This window comes from Nonlabens sp. Ci31, assembly GCF_012974865.1.
GTDB lineage: Bacteria > Bacteroidota > Bacteroidia > Flavobacteriales > Flavobacteriaceae > Nonlabens.
In genome coordinates, this window is the sequence record NZ_CP043633.1 from 561,022 (window position 1) to 580,482 (window position 19,461).

12 protein-coding genes and 1 tRNA gene are annotated in these 19,461 nt (G+C 37.6%); 9 read left to right on the top strand and 4 right to left on the bottom strand.

The annotated features are described in order from the left end of the window. The first annotated feature begins 7 nt into the window (after nucleotides 1-7). From F0365_RS02555 to F0365_RS02595, 9 genes are all read left to right on the top strand, one after another. Nucleotides 8-1,273 carry a UDP-N-acetylmuramoyl-tripeptide--D-alanyl-D-alanine ligase gene (locus tag F0365_RS02555; protein ID WP_169932214.1) on the top strand — a complete coding sequence of 422 codons (1,266 nt, stop codon included), beginning with the start codon at nucleotides 8-10 and terminating at the stop codon, nucleotides 1,271-1,273. Between the two features lie 78 nt (nucleotides 1,274-1,351). Beyond that, nucleotides 1,352-1,424 (top strand) — tRNA-Phe (locus tag F0365_RS02560). 74 nt (nucleotides 1,425-1,498) lie between these two features. Next, a complete protein-coding gene (locus F0365_RS02565) occupies nucleotides 1,499-2,233 on the top strand; it encodes a type III pantothenate kinase (RefSeq protein ID WP_169932215.1) in 735 nt (244 codons plus the stop codon). Further along, nucleotides 2,230-3,495, top strand: coding sequence for a hypothetical protein (locus F0365_RS02570; RefSeq protein ID WP_240961839.1), 1,266 nt, complete (start codon nucleotides 2,230-2,232; stop codon nucleotides 3,493-3,495). The genes F0365_RS02565 and F0365_RS02570 overlap by 4 nt, the downstream gene beginning before the upstream one ends. Nucleotides 3,496-3,515: 20 nt before the next feature. Further along, nucleotides 3,516-4,880, top strand: coding sequence for a hypothetical protein (locus F0365_RS02575; protein WP_169932216.1), 1,365 nt, complete (start codon nucleotides 3,516-3,518; stop codon nucleotides 4,878-4,880). Then, nucleotides 4,880-5,473 (top strand): LPS export ABC transporter periplasmic protein LptC, encoded by a 594-nt coding sequence (gene lptC / locus F0365_RS02580; RefSeq protein WP_169932217.1) that lies wholly within the window; start codon nucleotides 4,880-4,882, stop codon nucleotides 5,471-5,473. The genes F0365_RS02575 and lptC overlap by 1 nt, the downstream gene beginning before the upstream one ends. Then, a complete protein-coding gene (locus tag F0365_RS02585; RefSeq protein WP_169932218.1) occupies nucleotides 5,470-5,661 on the top strand; it encodes a hypothetical protein in 192 nt (63 codons plus the stop codon). Before lptC ends, F0365_RS02585 begins: the two co-directional genes overlap by 4 nt. Nucleotides 5,662-5,663: 2 nt before the next feature. Next, on the top strand, nucleotides 5,664-6,935 hold the full coding sequence (locus F0365_RS02590; protein ID WP_169932219.1) for a hemolysin family protein: 1,272 nt from the start codon (nucleotides 5,664-5,666) through the stop codon (nucleotides 6,933-6,935). 208 nt (nucleotides 6,936-7,143) lie between these two features. Next, nucleotides 7,144-9,246, top strand: coding sequence for a peptidylprolyl isomerase (locus F0365_RS02595; protein ID WP_169932220.1), 2,103 nt, complete (start codon nucleotides 7,144-7,146; stop codon nucleotides 9,244-9,246). Nucleotides 9,247-9,314: 68 nt separating this feature from the next. On the opposite strand, the gene F0365_RS02600 is transcribed toward F0365_RS02595, so the two are convergent. The 4 genes from F0365_RS02600 to F0365_RS02615 form a co-directional block, all read right to left on the bottom strand. Beyond that, on the bottom strand, nucleotides 9,315-10,253 hold the full coding sequence (locus F0365_RS02600; protein ID WP_169932221.1) for a GYDIA family GHMP kinase: 939 nt from the start codon (nucleotides 10,251-10,253) through the stop codon (nucleotides 9,315-9,317). Beyond that, on the bottom strand, nucleotides 10,246-11,199 hold the full coding sequence (locus F0365_RS02605) for a carbon-nitrogen hydrolase family protein (RefSeq protein WP_169932222.1): 954 nt from the start codon (nucleotides 11,197-11,199) through the stop codon (nucleotides 10,246-10,248). Before F0365_RS02605 ends, F0365_RS02600 begins: the two co-directional genes overlap by 8 nt. Further along, the gene (locus tag F0365_RS02610; protein ID WP_240961841.1) at nucleotides 11,199-12,143 is read right to left on the bottom strand and encodes a geranylgeranylglycerol-phosphate geranylgeranyltransferase; all 945 of its coding nucleotides are present in this window, start codon (nucleotides 12,141-12,143) and stop codon (nucleotides 11,199-11,201) included. The genes F0365_RS02605 and F0365_RS02610 overlap by 1 nt, the downstream gene beginning before the upstream one ends. 620 nt (nucleotides 12,144-12,763) lie before the next feature. After that, complete coding sequence (locus F0365_RS02615; RefSeq protein WP_169932223.1) at nucleotides 12,764-19,375, bottom strand: MG2 domain-containing protein; 6,612 nt, start codon at nucleotides 19,373-19,375, stop codon at nucleotides 12,764-12,766. Between the last annotated feature and the right edge of the window lie 86 nt (nucleotides 19,376-19,461).

The window sequence follows — 19,461 nt, forward strand, 5'->3', positions numbered from 1 at the left end:
AACTTTTATGATCGACCTGCTTCATCAAATATTCCTTAGCTCTACTGGAGTAAATACAGACACCCGAACTATAGAAAAAGGACAAGTATTCTTTGCCCTTTCTGGGGAAAATTTTGACGGTAATCTTTATATGGAGGAAGCTCTTAAACAAGGAGCTGTTCATGCAGTAAGTAACGATTCAAAATGGGATAAAGATGATAGGGTTACCGTTGTAAAAGAGGTGCTACAATGTTTACAGCAACTCGCAACATTTCACAGACACCATATCAATATACCTATAATAGGATTAACTGGTAGCAATGGTAAAACGACTACAAAAGAACTCATACTGTCGGTTTTATCGACTCAGTTCAACGTAAAAGGAACAGAAGGAAACCTCAACAATCATATAGGTGTGCCTCTTACCCTACTGTCATTTAACTCTAGTCATCAAATAGGTGTTGTAGAAATGGGAGCCAACCATCCCAAAGAAATAGCTGCTTTATGTGAGATTGCACAACCTAATTTTGGTCTAATTACTAATTATGGCAAAGCCCACTTAGAGGGTTTTGGAGGTGTAGAAGGTGTTAAAACCAGTAAAAGCGAGCTCTATGATTTTTTAAGAAAATCCAAGGGCACCGCTATTATTGGAAGATGGGACCCAGAACAGATCGTAAGATCAGTTGGAATTCAACAAGTATTTACCCCTGAAAACACCAGTTTATATCAGGAAACACCCTTTATTACATTTATCACAGAAGGCAACTTGATTAAAACACATCTTACAGGAGTATATAATTATCACAACGCGCTCTTTGCATTCACAATGGGGCTTATAATGGATATGAAGCTAGAAAACATTGTTGAAGGAATAAAAAGTTATGTACCCAGTAATAATCGATCTCAAATTATTGAAGTAGGGAAAACAAAAATCATTCTCGATGCCTATAATGCAAATCCAAGCAGTATGAAGGTGGCTATAGAAAACCTAGCAATACAAGAATACCCTCATAAAGTAGCTGTATTAGGAGACATGTTTGAACTAGGAGAATACACCTTAGAAGAGCATCAAAACATCACCAAACTAGCAGAGGATTTAAAAATAAATGACATTTTCCTAATAGGAGAGCATTTTAGCAAACCCACAACAAGTTATGCACTACAATTTAAAGGTTTAGATGATTTCTGTAGTTCTTATAAAATACATACTGACAAAGAGCAAGTTATACTGATAAAAGGATCTCGAGGAATGGGATTAGAGCGGCTATTAAAAGACCAAGAATGGCTTTCTTAAAATCTTTTTTAAAAAAAGTAGTAAAAAGCTTTTATCAAATCAATAATTATGTAAATTTGCCACCGCTTACGAGCAAAAGGTACCTTAGCTCAGTTGGTAGAGCAAAGGACTGAAAATCCTTGTGTCCCTGGTTCGATTCCTGGAGGTACCACAAAAGCCCGATCTGAAGATCGGGCTTTTTGTTTTTAAAAAAGGTTTTATTTAATTACGTAATTTGATATTCTTATGATTATAGCGATAGACATAGGTAACACCTCCATCAAGATTGCTGTAATGGATCATTTAAATATTTATAAAGCCAAACGATCCAACCTCAGCAGTTTCACTACCGACTTACAAAACCTCTTAGACATCTATCCAGATATAAATGAAGTGGCACTATGTAATGTGGGTAAATTCCCAAAAGAATTATTACAATACCTCAAAGTAAAATTCCAAAGAGTTTTTGAAGTTAACAGCAGTATACAATTGCCATTTAACAATCATTATCAAAGCTTAACGTTGGGTAACGACCGCATGGCACTAGTCGCTGGAGCACTTTTTTTATCGGGTAAAAATAAGCCTTTACTTGTGATAGACGCTGGTACCTGCGTGACTTATGACTTTATAGACGAAGACAAAAATTACCGTGGTGGTGCCATTTCTCCAGGATTAAGATTGCGTTATGAATCACTCCATAATTTTACGGCAAACCTACCGTTATTAGAACCACAAGAAGTAAAAGAAATAGTTGGAAACACAACTGAAACATCGATTCACAGTGGAGTTATGAACGGATTGAGTTTAGAAATAAAAGGAGTTATTAAGAGCTATAAAAAGTCTCATAAAGATTTAGAAGTATTTATAACCGGTGGTGATAGCGAGCTCTTGATAAAACAACTAAAAAACCGTTTCTTTGCCACGCCTTTTTTGATGCTACAGGGCATCTATAATTTGTACCTATTTAATAAAAACCTATGATCAGAAGTTTAATAATCGCGGTAGTGATTTTAACCAGTTTAAACGGCTTTGCTCAATCGCGCACTTCATCACCCTATTCCTTCTTTGGTTTAGGACAACAAACCTTTAAAGGCACGATAGAAAACCGCAGTATGGGGAGCATGCGTACTTACGTAGATAGTGTCCATATCAATTTAAGAAACCCAGCAGCCTATGGAAACCTTAGGGTAACTACCTATTCACTAGGTGCTGTTCATTCTAAAACGTGGGCTTCTACAGAAACCGAGAGTGATTCCTACGATGCCACAACCATTGAATACGTAAGTATAGGTATTCCTGTAGGTAAAAAAGCTGGTTTCGGCTTCGGTCTTGTACCGTTCAATTCTGTGGGTTATGAAATAGGAAGTATAACAGATGCATTGTATTCTCGATTTACAGGAGAAGGAAGTATCACCAGAGCTTATTTTGGCTTTGGTTATAAATTAACTCCAGAATTAAGTTTAGGTGGAGAATTCAGATACAACTTCGGAGAAGAAACCAACTCTTCCAGTGTTGCAACTAACACCGTCCAATTCGGTACTAATGAAGTTAATGAAACAGATTTCAGTGGTGCCTCCTTTAATTTTGGATTGCATTATCAAAAAATGATCAGTGACGAGCTTGAGCTTCAAGCAAGCGCAGTATACAGTCCAGAAAGTAATTTAAATGCAAAAAACGAGCGTACCTTATCTGCTTTCTTACTTACCCCAAGCCTTGATGAGAATATTGTAAGTGCTAGAGATACCGAATTTGGTGAGCAAAACCTTAAACTACCTTCCGAATTAACTTTTGGAGTAACTATTGGTCAACCTCTTAAATGGAATTTAGGTGCAGAGTACTCTATTCAGGGTAGTAGTGCCATTAGCTCCAGATCATTTGCACCAGCAGGAACCACATTTAACGATGCTCAATCTTATAGGGTTGGCGGGTTTTATATTCCTAACTATAACAGTATCACAAAGTATTGGGATCGCGTAGTTTATAGAGGCGGAATACGTTATGAAGAGCTAGGCCTTGAAGTGAGTGGGGATGGTATAAATTCTTCAAGTATAAATGAGTTTGGCATATCTTTTGGTTTAGGACTACCTATCGGACGTAGAACTGGTTTTTCAAACGCAAACGTCGGGTTTGAACTCGGACAAAGAGGTACTCAAGATGCTGGACTGATTAGAGAAACATTTTTTAACTTCTCCCTTGGACTATCTCTAAACGACACTTGGTTCATTAAAAGAAAATATAATTAAGAACAATACAAATCATTATTATGAAACTTAAAAATACCCTACTTATAGCCTTAACTGTTTTTAGTTTCGCTTTCGCGAAAGCGCAAGAAGCAGGAGATTGCAATATCATGTTAAGCTTATTTGCAGAAGATGCAAAAGCAAAAAGATATGAAGCGGCATACAAGCAATTAGGACCTTTAATTGAAAAATGTCCTGATCAAAGTGCTGCCATCTACCAGTACGGAGAAATGATTTATGAATACAGATTGAAAAACGAAATAGGTGATGTTAATGAAAATGTAGATGGGTTGATTAAGATGCTTAAAACAGAAGTTACAAAGTATCCAGACTTAGTTAACGTTACTAAGAAAGAAACAGAAATGGTTTCTGTAATGTATAAATACAATATTGGGACTCAAGAAGATCAGTTCAATATCCTGAACAGAGACTTCGACAAAGACAAGGACAACTTTACAGATCCTAAAGTAATGATCACCTACTTTACGCTTGCTGAAAAGCAGTTCGAAGTCGGTCAATTAGATCTACAATTACTTTTTGATATCTATGATAAATTGACAAGTCATATAGAGTCTCTTCAAGACGAAAGATCTAAAGTTGTAGCCGATTTACTGCTAAAACAAGAAACTATTGCTCTTACAGAAAAAGAGGAAAAGACAATCGGGTACCAAGAAGCTAACCTTAAAAATTACAGTATAGTGATGGGTAGTGTAAATGGAACACTAGGAGAACTAGCAGACTGTGAAAAATTAATTCCTTTGTACGATGCAGAGTTTGACATCAATAAAGATAGTAAAGAATGGTTGAGTAACGTGTTGGTTAGATTACAAAAGAAAGACTGTACAGACGCACCCCTTTACATAAAATCTGTAAAAGCATTACACGCCATTAATCCAAGTGCAAAAACAGCGTTAGGACTGGGTAATATCGCAGATAGTACCCAAGAGAAATTTCAATATTGGGATCAAGCCATTGAATTAGGGATAGATAATGATTCCAAAGCCACTATCTATTACAAGAAAGGCAATATCTATAGAGGTCAAGGTCAGTATGGCAGCGCTAGAAGAGAATACCTTAATGCAACTGCCTTAAGACCATCTTTTGGATTACCTTATTTAAGAATTGCAGAAATGATTGCTAAAAGCACCGGTAGCTGTGGATCAAATCCATTTGAGAAAAGAGCTGTTAACTGGGTAGCTGCTCGTTATGCTGAAAAAGCGGCAAGAGTAGATCCTTCATTAAAAAGCAATGCAACAAGAGCTGCAGCGGCATATAACGGTGCTGCACCTGGTAAAAGAGATGTCTTTTCTAACAGTAACTATAATACTGGTGACACCATCACATTTAATTGCTGGGTTGGAGAATCTGTAAGAATACCTAACTTTTAGTGAGGTCATATTTTCACATATTAAAAATCACGATCACGGCACTAGCCGTGATCTATTTTTTAGCATCGTGTGATAATAATCTTAAGGAGATTCAAAAAATGGAAATAGCTTCTAACGAACCTGCAAGTGAAGGAGAAAACATGCTATTAAAACATACCGACAGCGGCAAATTAAAATTAACGCTGCAAGGAAAAAAAATGCTGGACTTTTCTAATGATGAATTCCCATACACGCAATTTCCAGATGGAATAAAAGTAGAAGTCTACGAATACAGAAATAATCAAACAGAGGTAACTACCATTACCGCAAACGCTGGTACTTTGTATGACAAAACCAATTTGGTCGATTTAAAAGGAAATGTAAAAATCATCACCAGTGATGGAAATACCTTTACAGGAGAACAGCTGTACTGGGACCAGACCGCAAAATGGATTTTTACCAACCAACCACCCTTTGAAATTGTTTTGAAAGACCCTAAAACAAAAGAAGAAGTAGGACGTATTACAGCAACTGTTCTGGACGCAAGTGAAGACCTTAAGATTTACCAAGCGAGAAATCCAGACGATACCTTTATATCAAAATCAAAACAATGAGTAAATTTTTTAAATATTTCGAGTATGCTTATTTAATTTTTGCAACCGCTTTTATAATTACTGGCTTTATAGAATTAAGTAAGAACCCCAATCAATCCTATATGCTTTTTGGAATGGCAGCGGTAGCTGTGTTTATGTTCTTCTTTAAGCGACGTTTTCGTCGTAGATTTGAAGAACGCAATAAATAACAATGCTCCTACAGATTCTTATCATCGTTTTAATGCTGGTCTTGAGTGCTTTTTTCTCAGGAATGGAAATCGCTTATGTGTCTTCTAATAAGATCCATATAGAATTAGAAAAACGACAAAATGACTTCATAGGACGCGTACTGCGCAAGCTTACCGTACAGCCTTCTAAGTTTATTATCACCATGCTTATAGGTAATAGCATCTCGCTAGTGATCTATGGATTTGCTATGGAGACGTTAATGAGTGGTTTTTTAGTAGAGGCATTTCCTCAATACTCCGATGCTTTAAATAACCTTCTTACTCAAACCGTTTTTACTACCTTAATAATTCTCCTTACCGCAGAGTTTTTACCCAAAGTGTTTTTCCAAATCTACGCCAATGAATTATTGAAGTTTTTTGCCATTCCTGCCTATATCTTTTTCCTATTCTTCTGGCCGGTTTCTTGGTTTTGTATACAGATATCAGATTTTATACTCAAAGCTTTTTTTAAATCAGATGGAGATGCCTTGCAATTAACCTTTTCTAAACTAGAACTAGGTAATTATATTACTGAGCAGATGGAAAGTGTCCAACTGCAAGAAGATCTCGATACAGAAATCCAGATTTTTCAGAACGCCTTAGATTTTGGCGGTCTCAAAGCCCGTGAGGTCATGGTCCCCAGAACAGAAATGATATCAGTACATCAAGATACCGAAGTAAAAGAGCTGAATAAAAAGTTTGTTGCCACAGGTTTATCAAAAATACTTATTCACGAGGACACCATAGATGACATTACTGGATATGTACACAGTTTTGACCTATTTAAATCCCCTAAAAGTGTCCAAAAGGTTAAGCGTAACGTAATCAATGTTCCAGAAACAATGCTCGCAAAAGATGTTTTAAGCCTACTTACTAAACGACATAAAAGTATTGCCATCGTACTAGATGAGTATGGAGGCACAAGTGGTTTGATCACCGTAGAAGATATTATAGAAGAACTATTCGGAGAAATTGAAGATGAACACGATTCTGACTTATTAATCGATCAACAAATCAGTGAAACAGAGTTTAAATTGAGTGCTCGCCTGGAAGTAGACCAAATTAACGAAAACTATAAACTAGACCTCCCAAAAAGCGACCAGTACGAGACTTTAGGCGGTCTTATTGTTAATGAAACTGCAGGAATTCCAGACGAAGGAGACATTGTTATCATTGATGGAAATACCTATAAAATACTAGAGAAATCAGATAATAAGATAGATTTAGTCCATCTCACCTTAGGAGAAATCGAGTGATCTCACTAGTATTTTAAACGCCACTTTAACATGCTACTTTCCTATGAGGGAAATAGGTATCTCGCTTTCGCGAAAGCGGAAACCACAAAGTTCCTCTACGCTATTCTATTTAATCTTTAAAAACATAGTTTTAAAGCAGTCTGATGCTTTAATTATTAGGCGGAAAACACTATTTTCGCCCTCATCAAAAAAAATTAAATAAACGACCATGGCGATATTAGGTAAAATTAGAAATCAAGGAGTTATTCTGATTTTAGTAATTGCACTAGCATTATTTGCATTTATTATTCAAGGTGTCCTCACCTCAAGTGGACAAAAACAGTCTGACGCTGTAGGTTACGTAGGTGATACAGAAATTGATCGAGAGAATTTTGCGAGAAAAGTAGAAAATGCTTCTCAACGTGGAGGTGCTAATGTATCCCAAGTGCAGGCAGTAAATTCTGTTTGGGAACAAGAAGTAAGGAACGCGGTGCTAGATCAACAAATCAAAGCTGCAGGAATTCAAGTAACAGATGAAAGAGTTGCAGAAATAGTAAAAGCAAACTACAAGAGCAATCCACAATTTCAAAACGAAGACGGTTCCTTCTCTGAGGCAGCCTTCAAGGCTGAAGTAGATCGTATCGATCCATCTGTATGGAATGATTATGTTTTAGATATCGCAGCAAATGCTAGACAAGAACAATTTTTCAATTTATTAAAATCAGGTCTTATCGCTACAAATGTAGATGGCGAGATGGAATACAGAATGGAGAACGACATGCGCTCTTTTACATTTGTTAATATTCCATACAACACCATTGCAGACGGCCTAGTAGAAGTTACTAAGTCAGAAATTGATGCCTATGTAGACCAGCACAAAGACCAGTTTAAAGTAGAAGCACAACGAGATATAGAATTTGTTCTTTTTGAAGACAACGCATCTCCAGCTGACAAAGAGGCTCTTAAAACCGACTTGAATAAATTGCTTACTACACAAACACAACGCAATCTAAGCACGAATAAAGACTATACCATTCCTGCAATTACCGACGCGACAAATCTTGAAGCTTATGTATCTCAAAACAGTGACTTGCCTTACAACAATCGCTATACCATGGTTTCTAACTTACCTGCGGCAGCAATGGCTGTAACCTCACTAGAGAAAGGACAAACATTTGGACCGTATGAAGATGGAGAATATATGAAGTTATCACTTATTGAAAACAAAAAGGTGATTAATGATAGTGTACAAAACAGACGTATCGTCATTGATTATGCAGGTGCTCAAAGAACTGCTTCTTCAGTTACTAGAAATAAAGAAGCTGCTAAGAAAATAGCCGATAGTATATTTAACATCATAGGACAAAACAAAGCAAGCTTTGATTCTAAATTTGACTACTTTAAAGAAAATAAAGAAGTAGCAAACAGTCAAGACATCGGTTGGGTCATCTATTCTGGAAATGCAAGAAATTATTCGCCTAAATTTACCGAGTTCCTATATGAAAATGATAAAGAAACAATAGGTGTAGTAGAAACCATATTCGGTTATCAAATTATAAGAATAGATGATGTTGCAGCAGCAAAAGACGCTATTAAACTAGCCACTGTTTCTAAAAAAATACTCGCTTCTAAACAAACTGGAAAAGACTTGTATACGAAAACAGTAAAGTTTCAGCAAGCAGCAAAATCAGGAGACTTTATTGCTCTTGCAAAAGAAAACGGAGTTACTCCGACGCCAGTTAAAAATCTAAAGACACTTGATGAAACCTTACCTACAATAGGTAAAAACAGAAGTATCGTTAAATGGGCATTTAATGAAGAGCGTTCTTTAGGCGATGTAGACCGTTTTGAAACTTCAAAAGGATATGTCATCGTAAAGATTACCAAAAAGAGTGAAGCAGGAAACATGTCTAGTGAAGAAGCTAGTTCCAAAGTGGCACCTATCTTAAGGAAAAAGAAGAAAGCGCAACTGATTATGGATAAAATCAATTCCAAAGACATTGCCGAGATTGCAACCAACCAAGGACAAACTACTAAAACAGCTTCTACCGTAAACCGCAAGAACCCAACTATTCCTGGAGTAGGTGAAGAGCCACTAGTGGTAGGTACAGCATTTGGTCTTGCACAGGGCGCTACCTCTAAGCCTATCGCTGGAGTAGATGGTGTTTTTGTCATCAAAGTAATCGCTATTGAAAATGCTCCAGATTTGCAGAGCTATGCAGCAAATGCAAATACTATTGCAATACAATCTGCAAATCAATCTACTTCTCAACTTGTAGAAGCTTTGAAAAAGTCCGTAGAAATTGAAGATAATAGAACTGTATTCTACTAGAAAAAACCATCCTATTAAAAAACGCCACTCTAAGAGTGGCGTTTTTGGTATAGTCAATTTTCTTAAACTCACAAAGCTACCTCATCCCATTCTAGAATCTCGCCGTAACCTTTATTCTTAAAATAATCACGAGCAGCAAGACCCCCTGTTGCCATGATAAAATCGCCGCCCCAACCACCTAAAGACTTAATAGCACCTTTATAATCTGTAAAAAGCTGGTTCTTTATAGGCGCTAAGCCTATTAAGCTAGAGATGATCTCTTCGTGTCTTTCTATGATGTTATTAAATTTAGAAAGATTTTTAGAAGCGCTGATAAACCCTTCTGGTATGTTGCTTAATTCTTCTCGCAAGTCATCCGTTAATAATTCTTGTTGGAACATAGCAATCGAATCTCTACTGTCTTGCTTGCGATTGAGGTACACAAAGAAAATTTGATCTTTAATAGCTGGATCAAAGTTGACTTCTTCCACAAGCGGTTTTGAATCGTTGTAATTATAAATCAATGCTCGGTCTGCTGTCGCGCATGCCACATCGTAACCACTGCCTCCAAAACACTTGAACTGCAATTGGTAAGGATCACATCCCAACCACTGAGATATCAAGGAAATCAAAGTAGAACTAGTTCCCATTCCCGAATGACGATCAAAATCCAGTGTCATCACCGCGTCAAAACCTCGCAAAGAATTGTTAGAAGTAAGCTCCAAAGCAGTATTTAAAACCTCCCTTAATTTAGATGTAATAGGATGAGAACAATGGATTGTATCTGAATACAAGTCCTTTACATTTGTAGCTAGTTGATACCATAAATCACCATCACTATTATGACTTTTCCAAGTGATCTCTTGATCATTTCTATAAGAAATTTCTAAATACTGATTTAGTTTTAAAGGCATAGCGAGCGCAGGAACATTGTTCAACACGGCGTATTCACCTGTTATTAAAAATTTACCGTGCGCTTTAAATTTCTTATTCTCTATCAAGATGACTTGCTTTAACTCCTTAATCATTTATAAACTTAACGGTACTCTGTCGTTCTCTGTTCACCTGCAGCTGTGTCACATCTGGACGCGAATAGTGGCCTACAGGATCAAAGTTTTGGCGCTCTTCCAGCACTTTATTAAAGTCCAAGGTGGCGTAAATAATTTCTTCTTTTCCTACTTGAGGCGCTACGATCCATTCACCGTCAGGTCCAGCAATAGCACTGCCACCATTAGCAAGCACCGCTGGAGTATTTTTTAATAACTCTTCTAGATAAGGAGTTCCTACTGGAAAATCCTCCTTAAACATAGTGCTAGAAACTGAAAGCACGTAACAACGACCTTCTCGAGCGATAAATCTAGTACTATCTTTAGTGTTGTGATCACTACCAGGCCAGCAAGCTACATGTAAATTAGTCCCTTGCGCGTACATGGCTGCACGAGCTAAAGGCATCCAGTTCTCCCAGCAATTGAGACCACTAACAGTAAAATCCTTTAATTTATGAGTGACCAGTCCATTCCCATCCCCAGGCGACCAAGTCAATCGCTCATCATAAGTAGGTTGTAGTTTTCTATGCACACTTTGGATGATTCCATTTTGGTCTATATAAACCATACTCGCATAAAGGCTGTGACCGCCGCGGTCCTCAGGTCTTTCTATAATTCCTAGATAGATGGATATATGTTTCGCTTTCGCGAAAGCGCAAACAGCGTCCAAATCTCCTTTTTCTATACAAACGGCATTCAGCGCATAATGCCTGTGCAATTCTTTTACTTCCTTTTTATTCCAAGAAGCTCCATCCATAAGAGCGAGCCAAAACGGATACCCCGGCAACAATCCTTCCCCGAAGACAACCAACTCGGCTTTTTCTTTTACAGCCTCTTCCAGCGTAGATAATATCTTTTCTAGCGTAGCTTTTTTATCCAGCCATACAGGAGAAATCTGAGCCAAGGCTACTTTAATAATTGAATTCATTAGTTAAAAATGGTTTGTAATCTTGATAAGATATCAGGTAAATCGATTAATAAAATAGAAAATACTCCAGCGCCTATAATGATTTTAAGAATAAAATGTATCAATAAATACTCCCGCTTACGTCTAGAAGACCAGATCAATGGTAAACACACTAGCAATGCTCCTAAAATTAAAGTAAAGTAATACTGCATATAACCTATTTCAAAATAAGTAATTAAAGCAGCAATAGGAACAATTGTTAGGAAGGTAAGCAAAGTGTAAAACTGCTTGCTTAGCCTTTCTCCTAATACCACCGGAATCGTTCTATAATTGTGGGTCAGATCACCCCTTAAGTTTTCTAAATCTTTGACCAACTCTCGCATCCCTAAAATCAAAAATAGGAATCCGCCATGGACAAATATCACGGGGTAGAAGTTTTTATAATACATAAAAAGTACAAAAAACGGAAGTACAGCGAGCAGTGCTGCCATCAAATTACCTAAAAATAGTACTCGCTTTAATTTATGAGAATAGAACCACATCGCAAAAATATAGGCCGCAAAAAATAGTCCTGCACGCCAGGAAACAATACTTCCTAGAATAAAAGCGATGCCGTTAACTACAAAATACACCGACCATAAGGTAGAGCGACGTACCTGGTTCTCCAACAGCGTTTTTTGAGGCCTGTTGATCAGGTCCTTTTCTCTATCGTAAAAATTATTGATGATATAGCCACCTGCAATTGCGGCACTACTTGCGAGGATGATCAACCATAGTTTATAGTCTGCTAAGATGGACCTTATAGAAAGCCCTGGTGCCATGATAAAAATCGCTGCCAGAAATTGAGCAATAGCAACAACAATAACGTTGTATAAACGGACGCTTGAAAAGAGACTTAAAGACTTTATCAAAAGTGTCTTTAAACCTACTCGCTTATTCAGTGGATATGATTGCTCTACTTTCACGTAGCTAATTTAAGACATGAATCTTACAAACCTGAAATATTAAGAAATGCTTGTGTTCTAATCTTGGAGTTTAAAGGTATTCCAGATGAATAAAGCCGCTAGAATACAAGCAAGTAGCCTGTCGTCTTCCATTCAAGTAGCCTGTCGTCTTCCATTCCTGAGAATCTGCTTTTTAAAACGTATCTCTTTTAAAAGAAAGTGAGATTTCAACAAACTCTGTGTCCACCAATCCTGAAATTGATTTTTAAACAGCTCATTCCTAACTAAAAGAATTGCGGCTTCAACAAACACCGTTATCCACCACTCCTGATTTTATCCCAGCTATCGCTACAAGAAATTCTGTCCTGTGCATTCCTCTCGCAAAAGCTTGTCGGATGCAAGTTCTAGGCGAGGAGCTTTTACTCTTGTGTATTTACTCTAGTGTTTTCATTCCAGACATCCAGCCAGTTCACAATCTGGCTCCTCGCCCAATCAGTCGAGGAGCTTTTACTCTTGTGTATTTACTCTAGCGTTTTCATTCCAGATGCCCAACCAGTTCACGATCTGACTTTTACTCTTGTGTATTTACTCTAGCATTTTCATTCCAGACGCCCAACTAGGCGAGGAGCTTTTTATAAATCCTACTCTTCAATTCGAACTCGTTCCCCAGCACTATGGCTAGAAAATTCTGGTGCGTACATGCTTTCTAGGATGGTGATCCCATTGGAGAAATGTCCTGCGTTGTTGGCTCTTACTTCGTATTCAAAAACATAGGTTCCTTTTGGGACATTATCAAAAAAGAAGTGAGTTGCGATGTCTTTGGTGCTCTGATAATACCCCAATCCATCTTGCCATTTGTATTCTGATAGTACATTCCCCGGTTCAAAACCGCTGGCACGCATATCTTTTAGGTGGACAAAATCCATATCGGCAGTGGTTCTTATTTCTATTCTTATGGTGATCAGGTCTCCTATTTCTAGTGGATCTTGGGAAGTGATTTCTTTTAATTCTTCTCCAGAGTTGTTGCTTATTTTTTTGAATAATTTCTTCTTTACCGATAAGGGTCCATTATCGTCTACAGTAATCTTATCGAGATCTTCAAAATACTGCCAGTACAACCCGCCATAACCAGTCACTTCACCTTTGTTCTTTACTTCTACTCTAGCATGCTGTTTTGTCATCTCATTTTTATCTAAAGAGATTTTAAAATAACCAGTTCCAGCTTCTTTTTTAACAGCATCTAGTTTTTCTTGCGGCAAGGATTTTCCTGCCCAAGTGATTCTATTGTTTAGGGCAACACTTGTCCAAGTGCCGTTTTGTAGTAATAACGCATAAGTAGCATCGGCGGTAGCTTTTGTGGATTTCCATTGGGTGGTTCTTTTCTTTTTAAGCAACCATACTTGCAATTCCTCCACGGTTTTGGCGTCTTTCTCAATTTCATAAAATGCCTCGATTGCCAGTGCTTGCGTTTCTATATCGCTGCTGTACCAGTACCAGGAGTTCGTATTTTCTTTCCAGTACATGCCGTTTTCTTTGTTCATCACTGCGGTTTGTCGCAAGCCTTCTAAAATTTTGGCTGCCGTATTTGATTCCCCGTTTCTATGCAAAACTATAGCCATGAGCAATTGTGTGTATAAAGGTTTTGAAGCAAATTCTTTTCCCGCTTTCGCGAAAGCTAACTTTCTACCATTTTCCAACACCTTATCCATCTTCTGATCGAGTACCGACTTCTCAAAGCTGCGTGCATACTGATAATGCCAGTAACTCGCACCAAAATCAAATTTCTTCAAACTCTTTTGATTATTGAGGTAGTCGTTAAAACGTTTTACCCATGCGCGATCTACTGCTGCAATAGCGTTTTTATACATGCGATCGGTTTGTGGTCTATCTTCATCGTTCACTTCTAATTTATTCAAATGACCGATTCCTGCTGCGATATGTCGAGTGATATATTCATTCATATTCCCCCCACTAAACCATGGAAAACCTCCAGAAGACAATTGCTTCTCTTCTAATTTTGCCAGTGTTTTCTTTTTCTCAAGAGCCGTCTTTTCTAAATCAAAAAGCGTGGCGAGACGTTGTTGTTTTTGGGCTTCTGTTTGTGCATCTCGCAACCATGGTGTATGAGCCAGGATAACCGATTTCAACTCTTCGTTTTGTTCCAGCTTGCTTTTATTAGTTCCATTTGCTGCCCAACTCTCAAAAACTTCTTTTACCTCTGGACTGCTGTTTAAGATATGTGCTGCCATAGAGTTGGCATAGTATCTAGAAAAAACCTGCTCGGCACAATTGTGCTCGTATTCCATTAAATAAGGCAAGGATTTGATCGCATACCAACTCGGATTAGAGGTATATTCAAAAGTCAATTGATGGTTTTCTAGCGTTGTAGACCTGTTGTTCTCTAGCTTGTCCATCACCACAGTTTCGGTCTCGCCGGCACGTACCCAAAGCGATCTGGATTCTGTGACCAGCATTCTATTAGTAAGCACAGGCAAGGTGTTTTCTTCTCCGTCAGAATATTGACCTGCTTTTGCAATGACCCGATAGGTAACTGCTTTGGTACCAACTGGAATTACAAAAGTCCAATTCACAGAGGTGTTGCCACCTTTCTCTGCAGTGAAATTTTGAAGTGCATTGGTATTTTTCAATTCTTGATCAATAGGTTGCATGGTAAGTGCATCAAATAATTTCAAGGTTGCAATTCCTTCCATTTTTGTATCGCTTAGATTTGCGATTTTAGTAGAGAATCGTATCGTATCTGTTTCTCTGAGAAATCGCGGTGCGTTAGGAACCAGACTCAATTCTTTTTGAGTCACAACCTGTTTTTCTAGATAAGCCGTCTCAGCTTGTTTGTTATGAGCAAAGAGCCTTAATTTCCATTGGGTCAACATCTCTGGCGAGGTGAACGAGAATTTCAAATTCCCATCTGTATCGGTTTTTAATTCTGGTAAGAAAAAAGCCATTTCTTTTAAGTCTTTTCTGATTTGAACGTTGTTCAATGCCATTTCTTGAAGAACCAAGTCGTTGGCGCTGACCCCTTCTTTTGTGGAGATAATGATCACTCCGTTTGCAGCGCGACTGCCGTAGATGGCTGTGGCGTTTGCTCCTTTAAGTGTTGCTATTTCTTTAATATCACTAGAATTTATTGCTTTGAACGTTGCTTCATCCATTGGAACGCCGTCAATAATATACAATGGTTGGGGATTTCCATTTAAAGAACTAGAGCCTCTGATCACCACCTCGGCACTTGCTCCAGGCTGTCCATCTGCATAAGAAACTTCTAATCCAGAAACAAAACCTTGAAGAATCCCGCCGATGCTATCATTAGGACTCCGTGACTCAGAATCATCGCTAATTGCAGAGGAAGAAACACTTGACATTTGCCTTGCATTGTTACTATAACCCATGACAACAACTTCATCTAAAGAATCACCATTTTCTTCCAACTGAATATTTAAGATTTTTTCACCTTTGTATTTGATCTCTTTTTTGATGTATCCTATAAATTGAAAAATTAATGTATCTCCTTTTTCAGGGTCAAGTATATAATATCCATCAAAGTCTGATATAGCTCCTATTTCTTTACCATTTATAGAAATAGTTGCTCCTACAATTTGCTCTCCGTTATTGTCATATATTTTACCTACCAATTTCCCTTGGATTGGTTTAGGAGTCTCCATTTTTCTGGATAGTTTTTGCTTGTATCTTTTATATCGATAGGAATTAGGAATAAAGTCCAATCCGTAATAATTAAAACGATCAAAATCCAAAGATGGCATAGACACATAATTACCAGAAATACCATTGTAATTATAACCAGTTTTAAGTCCAGTCAACTCATTAAAAAAGTCTGGCTCAAAATCACTATTATAATTATAAAAACTAAAACCATTCCAAGAAGCTGTAGTGAACTCATCCAGGCTTTTATCGTACATACTAGCCAGTACTTCAGCATTCATGGCGGTGTTATCTTGATCTTTTATGGTAAACGACCATTCTTCTTCCATTCCTGGATAGAGTTTATCCCTAAAGGTATTGGTGGTAATTTGATAATTACTGACTGCTGCTTTTTCTATTGCTGCGCTGAATTGATTGCTTACATACTCATTTTCAATTTGAACGGCATATCTAAATCCTATTTGTTGACCCTTAGCTTCTTTAAGGTTGAATTTTTTAGTTGTTTTTCCTTTGGGTAAAAAGATGACTTTTTCTTTTATGATTTTTCGTTTATCATAAGTCAGAAGTTGCATATAAACGCCATCCATAGCCGTAAAGAAATCTACTATAGCAAAATCGTCTTCTATCTTAAGATGATGAGAAACCATCACAGGATTTATGGATCGATTTTTATTTGCCCAAACCTCTTTTTTTACCATCTCTTCTACAACATCCTCTTCTTGATTCAGGCTTTTTCCTTTTCCTACTTCTATGGCTTTTGCATAGATCACGTAGTTGCCATTATCCCAGTTTTTGGTAATCGGAATTTCAATAGTTGTTAACGAATCTGTGGTCATGCGTTTTTTGAATAGTACAGGCGCGTCTTTCCATTCTCCAGCTTGCTCGCTAAGTCGTAAATCTGAATAAGGATAACGCTGTCTGTAATTCACATCGTTGAGTTCTTGAAATTCGGCTTGTGGTAGTCCAGAACTGATGACCACATGATCTGGTTGTTGGAGTTGTCTGATTTGTAGCTCTATGACCGCATTTATAGCTTTTCCATTGAGGTTTTTGGCAACTACTTTCACTTCATTATTCTCCACATCTAGAGTAGATGGACTGATCACACTTAATTCCAGTGCTTGCTTGCCCACTCTTACAGAAGTAGAGGCCGTTCGTGTTTCTCCGTTCACATCGGTGATTTCTACTTCAATTTGATACGAATAAATAGGATGCACATCTTTTCCTGCTAGGGTAGAATCTGCTACGGCTTTGAACTTGATCTCAAATTCTCCTTGATGATCAGTTTTAAAATCGCCTTCCAGCTCTTTACTATCGGCTATAATTTGCTCACCAGAATAATATCCAGAATATTTCCACCAAGGCAAACTGGCGCTTCTTGTTACTTTATAATGTATGTCTGCATCTGTGATGTTAGAACCTAGTAATGCTTTCGCATGAGCAGTAACTGTAACTGAATCATTTAATTGATAGGTAGCTTCTACTTCTTTAAAGTCGGCTTTAAAACGTGGTCTTTTGTACTCTTCGACCATAAAACCAAACTCGCCGTATTCAAAATCGTCCACGGCGTCCCAAAAATCAGAATCTTGCTCACTATCGATCTCGATGGTAAATTCTCCAGTCAGCACTTCTTTAGGCAAAGTGAATTCTCCATGAAAGCTACCGTATTCGTTTGTAGTAACGTTGGTTTTAAAGACTTCTTCATAATTGGCATCTTCCACGAGAATTTCAAATTCTTCTCCTGCCACCACTTTAGATACTTCTCCTTTTTTTGAAACAGCAATTCCTTTGTAATAGACCGTCTGTCCTGGTCTATAAATCGCTCGGTCTAAATACAGAAATGTTTTTACTTCCAGATCTTCCGTAAAATCTTGTGTTCCTCCTTCATAGTGATACAAACTTGTGGTCAGAACGTCATCTTTAAAAGTAGCCTTGATATCAAACCTCCTTTGCTCTTTGTAGGCTACAAAAGAAAGTTTTCCTTCCCTATTTGTTTTTCCTCTATTCCTGTATATTCCATCCTCAATAGATGTCGCTATCTCGACATTCTCTATGGGTTTTCCCGATTTTCTATCCAGTATTTGAATTTCTACTTGGTTGCCTACAGCTCTTTTAAAAAGAGTCATTTGGGAAACAGTCATATAACTTCCAGAAATACTTTTTTTATCTTCTTGATTGGTTTCTAGGATCACTAAATAAGTTCCTGCTGCGAGACCTTTTGCGTCGTATTCATACGTGTGCGAGTAGGTGTCTTTTGAAGACCTCAATTTGAATTCTTTATATAATGCGATGCGATTTTCTTTTTGAGAATTTTTGAGTTCGGCTCGATACAATGAATCTCTGAAGCCATTTTTGCTGTTATGATTATAAGAAACTTTTATAAAACTCATCGCAGCATTATCTACATTTTGATAAGAAACTACACCTCGATGTGGCTCATTGGGAATAATTAAATCTTGATGCTGCACATCTAAAGAAGGTCGGTAGATATCTGAAAGTAAGGCGGCACATTTTAAAGCGCCATAAGAATCTGGGTATTTCTCTAGGGCCTCTTTTGCCATTTCAATAGCTGTATCTCTAGCTGCTTGTCTTGTGTTTATATCTAGGCTATTGCTACGTGCATAGTAATATTGTGCCAATTGATGACTTACCAGCGTACTCAAAGCCTTTCCTTTATATTGTTCTAATAGCCGCTCATGAAATGCCACATAACCTGGAAGTGCCTCTGAATAACCCAAAACACTGCGCTCATATTCTAAACGTTCTAAAATAATACTCACATAAGGAGCCTCTTCTTTTTGTGAGAAGTGTAATTCTTCTAAAGAAGCATAAAGTTGTACGACATCATATTTAGAATAAATAGTATCTCCGGCCGGTCTTTTTAATTTTTGAAGTTCTTGAGTTGGTAGGAACGCATTTTTCACTGTGATGACATAAGATTCTCTAGGAGTAGTCAGTCTGTTGTATCCCGTTTTGTAAAAGTCCAAAGCTTCCCTAGCGAGTAGGTCCAATAAGGTAGGTCTCCATTCCCTTCCTAAAGGTCGCGCGTAGAGTATAGCAGAAAAGTCTGATACTGGAATCTTACCGAGCTTATGGCTATCCTTTAAGGAAAGCTGGTAGTGTTTTGAAATTTCTGCAAGGAAAATTTTTGCATCCCAAGTTAGAAAATCGCTATGATCCATGACTCCGCCAGCAGTTCGGTTTTGTATTTGCCAGCGGTTCTGGCTTAGGTAGTCGTTGAGCAACTTTGCATAGATGGAATGATAGATGTTTTTTTGGGGGAGTTTTGCTTTATCGATCAGGGCTTCTAATTCGTTGAGGACTTTTTGCTGTGCTTTTTCTTCTTTAATGAGATCAAACTTGGCACGAAACATAAAAGTCTTTACCAGCTGGTCGCCGTCTTTTTTTCTTTTGGCACGTTTGTAAATTTCTTCCACCACTTTTTTGGCATCGTCTATTTTATTTTCGAGTTCGAATTTTTCGGCTTGTTGCCACTTGTCTGTATAAAAATCTTGTGCTAGCGCCAGATGACTGCCTGATAGCAGTAGTAATATTATGAAAAGATACTTTTTCATGATTCTTCTAGTTTGTAATAAAGGTACGTTGATTCCTAGCTTTAGAAAAAATAGAATGAGTAAAAGCACCTTTTCAATGAGGGAAT